The 13,955-nt window shown below is 46.6% G+C and carries 14 protein-coding genes; 10 read left to right on the forward strand and 4 right to left on the reverse strand.

The genetic code is table 11. The features are described from left to right. The first annotated feature begins 73 nt into the window (after positions 1-73). Positions 74-2,275 carry a sodium-translocating pyrophosphatase gene (locus tag AB5903_RS04900; RefSeq protein ID WP_195657835.1) on the forward strand — a complete coding sequence of 734 codons (2,202 nt, stop codon included), beginning with the start codon at positions 74-76 and terminating at the stop codon, positions 2,273-2,275. Positions 2,276-2,448: 173 nt separating this feature from the next. Here the strand turns inward: AB5903_RS04900 and AB5903_RS04905 are convergent, their stop codons facing one another. Beyond that, complete coding sequence (locus AB5903_RS04905) at positions 2,449-3,054, reverse strand: lysine exporter LysO family protein (RefSeq protein ID WP_005656057.1); 606 nt, start codon at positions 3,052-3,054, stop codon at positions 2,449-2,451. After that, positions 3,051-3,329, reverse strand: coding sequence for a LysO family transporter (locus tag AB5903_RS04910; protein WP_005656059.1), 279 nt, complete (start codon positions 3,327-3,329; stop codon positions 3,051-3,053). Before AB5903_RS04910 ends, AB5903_RS04905 begins: the two co-directional genes overlap by 4 nt. A 107-nt stretch (positions 3,330-3,436) precedes the next feature. Between AB5903_RS04910 and AB5903_RS04915 the strand changes: the two genes are divergently transcribed. Then, complete coding sequence (locus AB5903_RS04915) at positions 3,437-4,042, forward strand: ribonuclease HII (protein ID WP_005656061.1); 606 nt, start codon at positions 3,437-3,439, stop codon at positions 4,040-4,042. Here AB5903_RS04915 and AB5903_RS04920 read toward each other — a convergent pair. Next, positions 4,037-4,408: a helix-turn-helix domain-containing protein gene (locus AB5903_RS04920; protein ID WP_016661074.1), complete on the reverse strand. Its 372-nt coding sequence runs from the start codon at positions 4,406-4,408 to the stop codon at positions 4,037-4,039. The two genes, AB5903_RS04915 and AB5903_RS04920, sit on opposite strands and share 6 nt — an antisense overlap. 302 nt (positions 4,409-4,710) lie before the next feature. On the opposite strand from AB5903_RS04920, the gene AB5903_RS04925 reads away from it, so the two are divergent. The 8 genes from AB5903_RS04925 to AB5903_RS04960 all read left to right on the forward strand — a co-directional run bounded on the left by AB5903_RS04925 (position 4,711) and on the right by AB5903_RS04960 (position 12,682). After that, the gene (locus AB5903_RS04925; protein WP_022103968.1) at positions 4,711-5,409 is read left to right on the forward strand and encodes a hypothetical protein; all 699 of its coding nucleotides are present in this window, start codon (positions 4,711-4,713) and stop codon (positions 5,407-5,409) included. 21 nt (positions 5,410-5,430) lie between these two features. Next, positions 5,431-6,318: a hypothetical protein gene (locus AB5903_RS04930; RefSeq protein WP_022103969.1), complete on the forward strand. Its 888-nt coding sequence runs from the start codon at positions 5,431-5,433 to the stop codon at positions 6,316-6,318. A 3-nt stretch (positions 6,319-6,321) separates the two neighbouring features. Then, positions 6,322-6,798: a hypothetical protein gene (locus AB5903_RS04935; protein WP_060385540.1), complete on the forward strand. Its 477-nt coding sequence runs from the start codon at positions 6,322-6,324 to the stop codon at positions 6,796-6,798. A gap of 15 nt (positions 6,799-6,813) precedes the next feature. Further along, a complete protein-coding gene (locus AB5903_RS04940) occupies positions 6,814-7,722 on the forward strand; it encodes a DUF6175 family protein (RefSeq protein WP_016661076.1) in 909 nt (302 codons plus the stop codon). A 75-nt stretch (positions 7,723-7,797) separates the two neighbouring features. Beyond that, entirely contained in the window at positions 7,798-8,943 is a 1,146-nt protein-coding gene (locus tag AB5903_RS04945; RefSeq protein WP_195657836.1) for an inner membrane complex domain-containing protein, read from the forward strand. 15 nt (positions 8,944-8,958) lie between these two features. Then, on the forward strand, positions 8,959-10,260 hold the full coding sequence (locus AB5903_RS04950; RefSeq protein WP_195657837.1) for a plethodontid receptivity factor PRF: 1,302 nt from the start codon (positions 8,959-8,961) through the stop codon (positions 10,258-10,260). Between the two features lie 31 nt (positions 10,261-10,291). Then, complete coding sequence (locus tag AB5903_RS04955) at positions 10,292-10,921, forward strand: hypothetical protein (protein ID WP_022103970.1); 630 nt, start codon at positions 10,292-10,294, stop codon at positions 10,919-10,921. 81 nt (positions 10,922-11,002) lie between these two features. Then, positions 11,003-12,682, forward strand: coding sequence for a hypothetical protein (locus tag AB5903_RS04960; protein WP_022103971.1), 1,680 nt, complete (start codon positions 11,003-11,005; stop codon positions 12,680-12,682). Positions 12,683-12,704: 22 nt separating this feature from the next. Here the strand turns inward: AB5903_RS04960 and AB5903_RS04965 are convergent, their stop codons facing one another. After that, entirely contained in the window at positions 12,705-13,631 is a 927-nt protein-coding gene (locus AB5903_RS04965) for a magnesium transporter CorA family protein (RefSeq protein WP_034535864.1), read from the reverse strand. Between the last annotated feature and the right edge of the window lie 324 nt (positions 13,632-13,955).

A 13,955-nucleotide genomic window follows, 5' to 3' on the forward strand; every position in this document is an offset into this window, starting at 1 on the left:
TTAATCGTTTGCTTATTTCATTTCAAATCAATACTTTTAAGCTTTCGTTCAACCTTTTAATACGATTTATGCTATGGACCAATTGCTTTTCTGGCTGGTACCGGCCGCTTCCGTTCTGGCGCTTTGCTTTGCCTGGTATTTCCATCGTCAGATGATGAAAGAGAGTGAGGGAACTCCTCAAATGGTTAAGATTGCCGCTGCTGTGCGCAAAGGCGCCATGTCCTATCTCCGTCAGCAATATAAGATTGTGGGATGGGTGTTTCTGGGACTGGTGATTCTCTTCTCGATTATGGCTTACGGCTTCGGAGTGCAGAACTCCTGGGTTCCGATAGCTTTCCTCACAGGCGGATTCTTCTCCGGCCTTTCCGGATTTCTCGGTATGAAGACGGCCACGTATGCCTCGGCGCGTACGGCAAACGCCGCCCGTAACTCATTGAATGCGGGTTTGCGCATCGCTTTCCGCAGCGGTGCGGTAATGGGGCTGGTTGTAGTGGGGCTTGGCCTGCTCGATATTTCCTTCTGGTATCTGCTGCTCAATGCGGTTATCCCTGTGGATGTGATGACACCCACTCATAAACTTTGCATTATCACCACTACGATGCTGACGTTCGGTATGGGAGCTTCCACACAGGCGTTGTTTGCACGCGTGGGCGGCGGTATCTATACGAAAGCTGCCGATGTAGGCGCCGACCTTGTGGGCAAAGTGGAAGCCGGCATCCCTGAAGACGATCCCCGCAATCCCGCAACCATTGCCGACAATGTAGGCGATAACGTGGGCGACGTTGCCGGTATGGGGGCCGACCTTTACGAGAGTTATTGCGGCTCCATCCTTGCTACGGCGGCTCTTGGCGCAGCCGCTTTTATCCATTCGGGGGATACGCTGATGCAGTTCAAAGCCGTCATTGCCCCGATGCTGATTGCCGCTGTGGGGATTATCCTTTCTATTATAGGCATCTTCTCCGTGCGTACCAAAGAGAATGCCGGGATGAAGGACCTGCTGAACTCCCTTGCTTTCGGTACGAACCTGAGTTCGGTGCTGATAGTCATTGCCACTTTCCTTATCCTTTGGCTGTTGAAGCTGGACAACTGGTTGTGGATATCTTGCTCGGTGGTTGTGGGGCTGGTGGTAGGCATCGTTATCGGTCGTTCCACGGAATACTATACTTCCCAATCCTACCGTCCTACCCGGAAACTGAGTGAGAGCGGCAAGACGGGGCCGGCTACTGTCATTATCTCGGGTATCGGTCTGGGTATGCTCTCTACTGCCATTCCAGTAATTGCCGTAGTGGTGGGCATCATTGCTTCCTATCTTTTTGCTTCCGGTTTCGACTTTGCCAATGTAGGTCTGGGACTTTACGGCATCGGTATCGCTGCCGTAGGCATGCTTTCCACGTTGGGCATTACGCTGGCCACGGACGCTTACGGTCCTATCGCCGACAATGCCGGCGGCAATGCGGAAATGTCCGGTCTGGGTGGGGAGGTGCGTAAGCGTACCGATGCGCTCGATTCTTTGGGCAATACGACAGCCGCTACGGGTAAGGGCTTTGCCATCGGTTCGGCTGCATTGACGGGACTTGCCCTGCTTGCATCCTACATCGAGGAAATCCGTATCGGACTGACCCGTTTGGGCACTACCGACATCTTTGTGGGCGGTGAAACGGTGTCCGTACAAGATGCCACTTTCTTCGATTTCATGCACCACTACGATGTAACGTTGATGAATCCCAAAGTTCTTTCGGGCATGTTCCTCGGTTCGATGATGGCTTTCCTGTTCTGCGGACTGACGATGAATGCCGTAGGTCGTGCCGCTGCCCATATGGTGGATGAAGTACGCCGCCAGTTCCGCGAGATAAAGGGTATCCTTACAGGTGAGGCCGAACCCGATTATGAACGTTGTGTAGCCATCTCCACGAAAGGCGCACAACGCGAAATGGTAGTTCCCTCGCTGATAGCAATCATTGCTCCCATCCTGACCGGACTTGTCTTCGGTGTTCCCGGTGTGTTGGGACTGCTTATCGGTGGACTTAGCAGCGGATTCGTACTTGCTATCTTTATGGCGAATGCCGGCGGTGCGTGGGACAATGCCAAGAAGTATGTCGAGGAAGGCAATTTCGGCGGCAAAGGCAGCGAAGTGCATAAAGCCACGGTTGTAGGCGATACGGTAGGCGACCCGTTTAAGGATACTTCCGGTCCGAGCCTTAATATTCTTATCAAACTGATGAGCATGGTGGCCATTGTTATGGCGGGGCTGACTGTGGCTTGGAGCCTGTTCTAAACATACGCGCTTCGTTCCGTAAGACAAAATCATTCATCCCGTGAGACGGATTTATTCATCTCACGGGATGATTTTTGTCGTTTTACGGGACGAATATATTTGTCTCATGGGATGGATTTATCACGATAATATCCTAATTTCTACGTTCGAAGCAGCGCTTTGTCTGTAATCACCTATATCGAACAGAACAAGGTCACCAGAAACGGCACGCTGAAATCCACAACAAATCCGTGAAATATGGAGACTACGACAAACTGCTGTCCTGCGGTACGGGTGATTATCGGGAGTGTGGTATCCATCGTTGTGGCACCGCCGGCAGAGATGGGAGCCAGGTTGCCAAACCAGCGTACCAGTAATGGTGCTGCCAGCAGGGTAAGTATCTCGCGGCTGATATTGGCGAGTAGGGCGATAGTTCCGAGTTCGGCTCCTTTGTATTCGGTAATGAAGATGCTGGAGAGTGAATAATATCCGAATCCCGAACCTACGGCCAGGCAATCGGTCAGGGAACGGTGCGTCAGGATGAGGCTGACCGCTGCAGAGCCTGCCAGCGTGCCCAGTATCGTCATAATGGGCAGAAATACCAGTCGGGGATTGAGCGAACGGAAATTCTTCAATGTCTGCGGGTCGTTACCTACACTCAATCCTACACTGAACATCAGGGCGCAAAGTGCATAGAAGCTGACCTTGCTATCCATGACTGCATCAACGGGTATCAGGTGGAAAATTCCGCAAAGCGTACCCAAAACAAAGAAACCGATTATGATAAGGCTGCCTTTCATGCCGTTTTTCCTTTCTTCCTATATAAAGCTTTCCACAGCGCCCAGGCAGCAATGACACTGCCCAACGTACTGCCCAAGGTCAGTATCACGGCTTCGATGCCTATGGTGTGCAATCCTTTGATGATTTGCTCGTTGCCGCCAACTTCAATGCCGAGGATGAACAGCAGCGCCCAGATTAATACCGTGATGACAGTATGAATCTTATGTAAACTTCTTTTCCGTAAGAGATAGCCCAGCAACATTCCGGTGAGCATCAGTCCGATAATCGTAAACATCTCTGTTGTATTTTAATTTGCTGGCAAAGATAGTCATATTTATTCTCTTTAAAAATCCGGTTTACTTATGAAAAGGTTTATCTTTGCGCATTCTAATGTAGTGATGTATGCTGTTACCTTATTTAAATAAAGAACTGATAGAAGCGGGATGTGACGAAGCGGGGCGCGGCTGCCTTGCCGGTGCTGTCTATGCCGCAGCCGTTATTCTTCCCAAAGATTTCAAGAACGAACTGCTGAACGATTCCAAGCAACTGACCGAAAAACAGCGGTATGCCCTGCGCGAAGTCATTGAGAAAGAAGCGTTGGCATGGGCGGTGGGGATTGTTTCTCCCGGGGAAATAGATAAGATAAATATCCTCAATGCTTCTTTTCTTGCCATGCACCGTGCTGTTGACCGGTTGCAGCTACGTCCGCAACATTTGCTTATCGACGGCAACCGTTTCAAGAAATACCGGGACATTCCGCATACCACCGTTGTGAAAGGCGACGGCAAATACCTTTCCATTGCAGCTGCTTCCATTCTTGCCAAGACCTATCGCGACGATTATATGAACCGGCTGCACGAAGAGTTCCCTTATTACGACTGGAATCATAATAAGGGATATCCCACAAAGAAGCACCGTGCGGCTATTGCCGAACGAGGAACCACTCCTTATCACCGTATGACGTTCAATTTGCTGGGTGGCGGGCAGTTGGAGCTTCCTTTCCTATAATCTTTGTTCCAATAAGTCTATCCGTTTGGATAGCAGGTCGATGATTCTGGTGTTGGCCTTGATGAGTTCACGGAGGTCATTCAGGTCATATGCGCTGTCATTGTTGCTGTTGTTTTTGCAACTGTTGTCTGTATCCGGATTCATACTTTTGTCTATGTGGCTGAATAGACTTAACGCAGAGATACCCAGTACCTTTGCAATTTTGTCTAATCTTGTCAGTGTTAAATCCGTTTCACCATATTCAATTTTACAGTAGGCACTTGTAGAAAGATTTAGTTTTTCGCTCATTTGTTCTTGTGTCAGGTTCTTCTCCAAGCGTAGCAGCTGCAGTTGTTGTCCTGCGATTTTCTTTAGTTTTGTGTTCATTCTGATAGTATTTTGGTTAATAGTAGGTGTTTATTGGGTAAATATAATAAAATTAGTGTACATACGCAATATTAAAATGCGCTTATCTTTGTTAACGAAAAAAAAAGTTATCTGATACGGATTGATAAGATGTGATATCATGATTAAGCAGATTGGAAACTGACTGTGAAGCGTATTTTCAGATTTAGTAAAAAGCTGTTCACAACTATCAATATTTTTTAGGCGAAAAGGGAGATTTACACATTTATTATAAACCCTGGAGCAGAAGTGCTATTTCTGTTTCACATTAAAAATTACAGGTTATGAAGAAATATTTATTGGTTTTATTGGGTCTGTTTGTTTTGACTACCACTACTTACTCTCAGGAATTAACGGAGAAAGAGAAAGCAAGACAAGAAAAAGAAGCACGAAAACAAGCAAAAGAGAATGCCAAGAAAGAAGCTAAATTGAAGAAAGCAGCCAAGAAGGATGCTAAAATAGCTGATTTGCGTGCAGATTATGAAGAATTTTTGGCAGAGTGGGAGCCTATCGAAGCCAATATAGGCATTGCGGAAGTTGATACATTTTTTATACACACGAATGAATTGTTTGCTTTGCTGCAACGGGTAGAAGAGAATACCGCTTTTATAGAGATGGTTCCCGAACCTTATTTTGACGAAGAAATGGGAGTGACGGATACGATTTGGAATGCTAAAAACAAGAATACAAACGAACCCATTGCCAAGAATGATGCGCTGAAAGTATATAGTATCGCTACTCTGAATCTTACAGAGGCTGCTGCCCGCGGAGTCTCCCTTACTGCTGAAAGTGTATCGGCACTGGCATCTCTGACTTCGGACCCATTGAAAGCATTGACAATCGGAAAGAAAGTGAAACAGGCAACAAAAGCTATTAAGATGTCTGTAAATGTAATTCCATTGATTCAGCGTAATATCAAAGAGAACACGGAGAAACTGAAGTATAAGAAAGCCAACGAGGGGCAGGAAGTGAAAGAAGAATAGTTGTAAACAAGGGACAGCACGATGAAAAAGATATATTTATTGTTTGTAATGCTTACTCTTGCTTTGGGTGTTTTTGCCCAAAGTAAGGGTAAGAACGCAATGACCTTACGTCTTGTAGATATAAAGGTTACGGACGGCACTTTGGTGAATATTGCCAAAGAGCAGGAGGCCAAAGGTAATACCAAACCTATGGATATGATTCGTATCTATGAGGGGAATGTACGTGCCAAGCTGGATGAAGTGGCAAAGGCAAGCGGGCGTTTTGAAATATCCGATGAAAACGTATTGGAAGCCCTCACACGGGATGCAGAGGCCAGTCTGTTTATGAAGATGTCCAGAGCGGAAAAGATAGAGTACGTATCTTCCAAGCAGAATGACTATACGCTTTCCTGTGATATAAACAGTTGCCAGTTCACCCGCAGGGCAGGTGGAGCAGGTTATTCCTGTGTACTTCGCCTGAAAGTAAGCATCAGTGATGCGCGCGATTCTACGGCGGCAGCATTGATTTCGCGTGAGTTTATCAGCGATATCAAGAAAACCGCTATCCGTCCCAACCGGGACGCTGCTTGTCAGGAAGCTCTGGCTACTTTAACGGAGCCTTTGACGGACTTCTTTTTAAATAATATCCCGGTATACGGGCTTCTCGGCTACGAAGGAGATGAATATGTCATTACCTGCGGCGAGAGCCTGAATATAAGAAAAGGAGATCAGTTCCAGGTTTCTTTGATAAAATATAGTGGTGGGGAGCGTCAGAGCGAAGTGGTTGGTGCTGTAAAGGTACAAGACTTGCGCGCTTCTACATCTGCGGTTTCTTTCACCGAGGGTAAAGACCGTATAATAGAATTGATACCTACATTGGATGCCAACAGTTTCCTGCAATGTAGACTGTTACTTTTAAAATCCCGTTGATATATGAAGAAGATATTGATTTTTTCTTTTTTCTGTTTACTGTGCTTCACGATTTCTTTTGCCCAAAAGGTAAAACCGGTGAATTATGGTGGATCGGTTAATTTAATGGAAGTAAGGGGACGTGGAGGAGATGCCGTCGTGGTACTCCGTACGTTGGGATATGGCAAGAATGATGCTTTGGCGCAGGAAGATGCGGAAGTGCGTGTAATCCGTGCTTTGCTTTATTCGGGTTTTTCCAAGGATTATCCGGCTGTGATTTCGATGACGGAGTCGGAGGCGGAAGCGAAGAGCCAGGGCAAGTTGCTTGCTTTTTTTGAGAACAAGGAGTATAAGGATTGTATAAGTTCGGTGAAGCCCATGGGAAAACTGGACAAAGTGAAAGGTGAGAAAGTAAAGAAGAAGCCTTTTGATATTGCAGTCAACTATTATGTTTTGAAGAATAAGATAGCGAATATGAACTTCGATTCGTTCGGTTTTTGATTAATATAGATGATTATGAGAATAGTTGTTTCTTTTTTAAGTCTGTTCCTACCTCTTTATCTGTTAGCCCAAAATGGTCAGGCGAGACAGCCGAATGTAATGGTGGTTCCGTTTGTAGAACCCGGAGAAGGAGAGAACGACCGGATAAAAGATGCGGTTCTGAATGATGAAGCTGTGCCGTTGGCTCTTTCCAAGATAAAGGAAGAGTTTAATTTGCGTAATTTCAAGACGATTGACTTTATGACGGAGTTCCAGCGGGTGCAGAACCGTGCTTATGCGGCCTCTGCATTGAATGCCAAATCTACCGGATTGCAGGCGTATGTGGATGGCGCACGGGCGGATATATATGTGACGGTGAAAATTTCCAAAGAAGATTTCGCCGGAGGAGCTTCCAATGTCACTCTTTTGATGGAGGCTAAAGAGCGTGAGACCGGTTTTTCGTTGGCAAACGCCAGTATTGTGAGCGACCGTTTCCGTGCGTCTAAAAAAGAGCTGACCGAATATGCCTTGGAAGGCATCTCTGAGAATTTCTTCAACCAGTTGAAACAGGCATTCCGTGATATGGTAACCAATGGCCGGGAAGTGAACATAACCCTCAATGTCGATGAAAACTGCGACTTTGATATGGAAAACGATGCTGTCGGCACAAGAGATATGACGTTGAGTGATGAACTTGACGAGTGGGTGCTTGAAAATGCTTTCAAAGGCAACGGTGAAGTCCGTTCGGGAGGCAACGGTCTGAATGTCTATATGCGTGTGCCGGTATATGACCCTGATACGGGAAGACCGCGTTCCATAAAGTCGGAAACGGGCAAGCTGAGAAGGTTTGCATCGGGATTGTTGAAAGACAAAGGCTATACGGTTAGCGAGAAAGCCGCTTCCGGACAGTACATACAGCTTTTAATTCAGAATTCCAGGGAATAACATTGGACTGGGTGTCCGGCAGGTGTTTTATGGATAAGATACACAGCCGGACATCTGTCTTTTAATAATTATGATATGAAGAAATTCTTATTTCTATTGATTGCAGGATTTTGTACCGTTCAGCTTTCGGGACAGACAATCAACTTCTCCGTACAACCGTTGTCCGGGGAAAGCGAGTTGTCCGCAGCATCGCAAGAAATGCTTCAAAACAAGTTGAGACAAATTATCACCCGAAACAGTGCGGGAGCGGCAAACGACTATAATGTCTTTGTCATAGAACCGGTGATAACGGTTTTAGACAAGCAGTCTACTTCGGGATTGATGCGTAATACCACGCTTGTAAAGGGAGAATTGACGCTGGTTGCCAAGAACAAGATAGACGGCAGCATGTATCACAGTGCCGTTGTGTCCGTGTCCGGGCAGGCTGCAGAAGGCGCTGACCCCTATAAGGCCATGATTTCCGCTCTGCGTACAACCGATCCGGTTTACACCCGTTTTATCCGTATTGCCCGGCAGAAGATACAGGATTATTATGCCGCTAATTGTGCTACTATTCTTCAGAAAGCACAAAGCCTTTACAATTTGAAGAAATACCCGGAGGCATTGAGTTATCTTTCTGCCGTGTCGGAGAGTGTGCCTTGTTATGAGCAGGCTTCCGTGCTCCAGACGGAGTTGGCGCAGTATGTGCCCGATGTACAGCCGGATACGGTGATTATACAGAAAGTGATAGAGAAACCTGTTGAAGTGGAGAAAATAGTGGAGGTTGAAAAGATAGTGGAAAAGCCGGTTGTGGTTGAGAAGGTAGTCGAGAAACCTGTGATTGTTGAGAAAGTGGTCGAAAAGCCCGTTGCGCAGGAAACTCCGGCAGCCCGCTGCGAAATTACCCTTTCCACAAACAGGTTGCAGTTCAAGGTTTTGAAGTGCACAGGTAATGCTACCCAGCAGCGTATCACGATTTTGGCGGAAATGACCAATGTGGACACAGGTCGTAATACGGATGAGTTCTTGCGATTTACTTCCGCCTTTACGGACAGTGGTACGGAATGCAAGAACTTCGAGATACAGAATGGGGCATGGATGAAGATGCCGCCCCGTGTAACGGTACGGCGGGAGTTTTATGTAACGAATGTATTCGACAGATTCTCCCTTTTTTCTTATATAGAGTTGTTGGTAGCGGATACAAAAGTATACATTCGTAACCTGCCGGTTCAATGGCAATAAAAAGATAAAAAGCGTATGAAACGATTGATATGGATGATTTTCATCACATTGCTGACTGCGGGTGTCGCAGCCCAGACCAAAGTGGTGGAAAGGAGTGCAAAGAAAGTTCCGGGCTGGCTGAATACGGCAGTGGAAGATTATCTGGTAGTGTCGGTTACGGCCGGTTCGTTGGCTGAGGGGCAGACGAAAGCGTTGACCGAGATAACCGAACGTATCATTCAGTCGGTAGCCAGCAATGTAACGGTGTCCAAGAAGAATACTCTTTCGGAAGTCAATGTGAATGGAAACATAGAATCTTCGGATGCTTTTACGCAAATATCCAGGATAAAGTCTGCCAATCTTCCTTTTCTGAAAGGGATTTCCCTTTCCAATGTCGAAGAAATCTATTGGGAGAAAGTCCAGGACAAAGCCACGAAAAAAGAACATTATAATTATTCGGTAAAGTATCCTTTTTCGCGTTTGGAGCAAAGGAAACTGACTGCGGAATTTGAAGCGTTGGATGCCGGGCAGGTGGCCCGGTATGAAGCATTGGAGCAGAAGATAGGGGCAATCGAATCTGCCGATGAGATAAGCCGTGCCATAACGGAACTGAATACTTTGTCCGAGTACTTCTTCGATGATGTACGTTTGAGCCGGGTAAAGGGGTTGACTGCCCGCTACAGGCAGTTGTACGATGCGCTTACACTGACGGGCACTTTCCTTGAAAGCGGAAAGTATCAGTGTCAGCTTCTGTTGGATGGTAATCCTATAAAAGTGGCGGCCAAACCCAAAGTTACGTCCAATTGCGCCGGTCAAATCAGCGTCCGTCCTGCCGACGGGATGTTCGTCATTACGTACAGTGCGGAAGACTGTCTGCCGGAAGAAGAGAACTTCCTGAACATCTCACTGACAGTCGGCGGCAAGCGTTTGCAGCATAAAGCTTTCCTGAACGAGGCAGGAACGGGAAGCATGGCTTTCTCCGTCGTACCGGAAGGGAAACTGGTGCTGACAGCCGATTCCGTGGCGGACAGAAAGATATTCAATATCAATATCCGTCTGACATTGAACAACAGGGGAGGCACTCCTTTCGGGTTGAAGGCGTTGGAACTTCATGTTCCTGAAATATCCGCTCCTATTATATTCGATGATATAGATGGCGTTTATAAAACCAAAGGCATCATACAGATAAAGGCATTGGCAGAGGGTGAATTTACAGTCGGAGAGAAAAAGAAGTCGCTTTTCTCCTTTGTGCAGGGTGCCATAACATTCGTCAATCCGCAAACGGGTGCCGTAGAGCGCTCCCAGTTGTCTTTACCTTATGTCACAAACTGGGAATGAGTATATTATTAACAATAAAAAAGAAATGATTATGAAAAGAAGTTTTGCGTTTTTTGCGCTTGTCTGCGCTATATTGTTCGGTTGTGCGGCAACTGCCGGTGCACAGTCCAAAGCTCTGAAAAAGGATGTCAAGAAAAGGGTGAAAGAGTTGACCAAAGAGGGATGGAAGCCATTGGCAAGTTCTTCTACACTGGAGTATGCTTTTTCCAAGTACCGCACGTATCTGGAGGAAGATCCGGAAAACCGCATCGAGCTGGTAGGTATTGCCATCGGTAAGAATGTGAAAATAGGCAGAGAGAATGCCATAATGAACGGCATTACCAGTTATGCTTCCAGAGCCAAAGCACAGGTTGTAGGCAAGATGAAAGGGTTGATGTCTTCCGAGGCGTCTTCTACTCCGGAAGAGGAGATTGACAAGTTCGGCGCGGCTTATGAATCGGGTGTCAATACAAAGATTGCCGGTCTTGTGAAGCAGCACCTTGTATTGGTGAAAGAAAACAAGGACGGCAGCAAGGAATTCAATGTATATATGTCTATCGATGAGGCCAAAGCAAAGAAAGCCAGGGAAGAGGCTGCGTTGGCGGCTAAAAAACAGGCGGCTTTGGGCGTACTCTCCCAGCAAGTGGAGGAGTTTATCGGCGAACCGGTAGAGGCTGAGTAATCTATATGGATTTATAAAGGTTGTTCCTGTGGCACAGTGCTCCGGGTGCAACCTTTTTCGGTTATTTAAAACGATGCGACCATGAAGAAAACAATATCTTTTATTGCAGGGCTTTTATTGGCTCTTACGGGCATGGCTCAGGAGAACAAGGGCGGCATATCCGGTTTTATGAAAGAGGAGCTGGAAGACTTCGATAAATTTATGGATGATGCCGATAAAGACTTCATCAACTTCATGCGTGAGCCTTGGAAGGAGTTTGAAGCAGAGAAGCCGGTTTTGAAGCGGGTGAAGCCCGAACCGGTGAAGCCGGTTGTATACGATGAAAAGACTGCGCCGAAGAGTGAAAAGCCGGTTTGCCTGACGATTGAGGAAATACTCGATATGACAACTTCGGAAGGGAAACAGAAGCCGGTAGTACAGCTTAATGAGGTGGACAGAATTGTCTTTGACAAACCTGAAGTGATAGTTCGGAAGAAGAAAGACCCGAAAGTCATCATTATCGAAGAGAAAGCTGCGGACAAGCCGACGGCGCAGCCGGAAAAGAAACCGGTGGTCGAGGTTGTCGAGGCCGAACCGGAAGCAGAACCTGCTCCTGTTGTTGAAGCAGGCCGACGTCCGGAGCCGGCGGCAGAACCCCGGTTACCGGTCTCCTCAACTCCAATGTCCCCATTGTACAGGGGCGAATCGGGACGCAGCAAGATAGCGTATGGCGGTCTGGCTTTTTATTTGAATAACAGCCTGAACCGTAAATGCAGCCTGAACGGACTTAATGAGAATGCCATTGCAGATGCCTACGAGGCTTTATGCAACTCCGATTACAAGCCGTTATTGGCAGATTGTGCGCAGATACGGAAAGATTTGCGGCTGAACGATTGGGGAGTTTTTACATTGGTGAGGCAGGTAGCCGATACTTATTGCGGTACGGCCAATGAAAGCATTGTAATGCAACAGTTCCTGCTCAATGAAATGGGTTACAAGGCACGTATGGCAAGAAAAGCCACGGGAGATAAAATGATGTTGTTCGTTGCTACGGATTGTGCTATCTATGCGCATCCTTATATAACCTTAAACGGTCAGAACTACTATAATCTCAGCGGCAATAATGAACAATGCCAGTTTTACATGTGTCAGAAAGACTCTCCCAAGGCAAAGAACAGTGTAGGAATGCAATTGAAAGAGGCTCCGTTGTTTCCGGGTACAGTCGTCAGCTCCACTCACCAGGCGAAGGGAAGCGCTGCCAGGGTAACGGTGGATGTTCCGAAGGCTTTGATGGATTTCTATAAAGATTATCCCCAGTGCGATTACAGCGTCTACTTCAATGCTCCGGTCAATGCTGCCATGGAAAACCGGATATTATCTTCATTGGCTCCTTTGGTGCAGGGGCGGAATGAGGCGGATGCGGCAAACATTCTGATAAATTTCGTGCAGACCGCTTTCCAATATCAGACAGACGGCCAACAGTTCGGATACGAGAAGCCGTTCTTTGTCGAAGAACTGTTCTACTATCCCTATTCCGATTGCGAGGACCGTGCGATGCTGTTCTCTTATCTGGTGCGGAAACTCTTGGGGCTTGATGTCGTATTGCTGGATTACCCGGAACACATCGCCACTGCTGTCCGCTTCAATGGCAATGTTTCCGGTGATTATCTTATGGTGAACGGCCGGAAATATACAGTTTGCGACCCCACCTATATCGGTGCTTCCATCGGTATGACGATGCCCAGGTATAAAACGGTGTCTGCAAAGGTGTTGAAATACTGATGTCTGTAGCGTACACGTATTTTCAGAACCATTTGATCTTTCTGAACCATATAAAGGTCACGGCCGATAATATTGCGGACAGCAGCACAATGAACACAAACGCATGTGGAAATCCTTCCAGGTGTATATCCACGTTCATACCGTAGAAACTGGCTATCAACGTAGGTATCATCAGGGTAATGGAAAGGCTTGTCATGCGTTTCATGATAGCATTCACGTTGTTGGAAATGATGGAAGCGAAAGCGTCCATTGTCCCTGTAAGGATGTCACTGTAGATGTTTACCGTGTTGTACGCCTGTTTCAGTTCGATAACAACATCCTCCAGCAGTTCCAAATCAAGATAGTCCGTGTCTTGGAAGATGTTTTTCAACCGTCCTATCATGACTTCGTTGCCGCGGATGGAAGTATTGAAGTACACCAGCGTCTTTTGCAGTTTCATCAGCTGGAGAAGGTCTTCGTTGCGGATGCTCTTTTCCAGTTCCTTTTCGGCGGTGGCCACATCGTTATTGATTTGTTTCAGATATTTCAGGAACCATACGGCGGAGGAGTATATGATTCGTAAAATCAGTGTCAGCTTATTGTTGACAACAATCCCTTTGCGGCGGGTATGCTGTATGAAGTCCGGTATCAGTTCGGTGTGATGATAACATACGGAAACGATGATATCGTTGTTTGTAATGATGCCGATGGGCACAGTGATAAACGGGATGCCGTGCTGGTTGCTCTGCATCGGAATGCGCAGAATGGTCAGCAGCCAGTTGCCTTCGGTCTCCGTGCGCGGACGTTCGTCCGTATCGGCTATGTCTTCAAGGAATGATTCGGGAACTTTCAGTTCTTGGGTAAGGAATTGGAAATCGTTGTCGTCCGGGCACTCCACGTTTACCCAGCAGTTAGGTTTCCATTCGGCTTTTTCTACGAAGCCGTTTTCGCTGTAGAGATACTTTCTCATTGTTTTGCCTCCTTTCTTTAGTCCGAACAGAGGCATTGCGACCAACGTCTCCGCTCGCTTTAATTGTAAACACTATTGCACGTTCGTGGGTTTGAATCGTCCATAATTTCAGTTGATTTTATTTAAAAGCCATGCAAAAGTATGAAAATCATATTGGATTTCATGCGTTGGCATGGCTTTTTTAGGATTTCTTGTTGTTTATGGAAAGCGCTCCTTTGTGCAAATGTTATTTTTACTTTCCGAATGACATAGTTTGGCCGCTATTTTGTACCTTTGCAATTGGAAAAACGGATTGTAAATCAATTCCCTTCTTCCATATAAGTA

Origin of the sequence: Bacteroides sp. 2201st1_D9_2201SCRN_220225 (genome assembly GCF_040928965.1) — a bacterium.
GTDB lineage: Bacteria > Bacteroidota > Bacteroidia > Bacteroidales > Bacteroidaceae > Bacteroides > Bacteroides stercoris.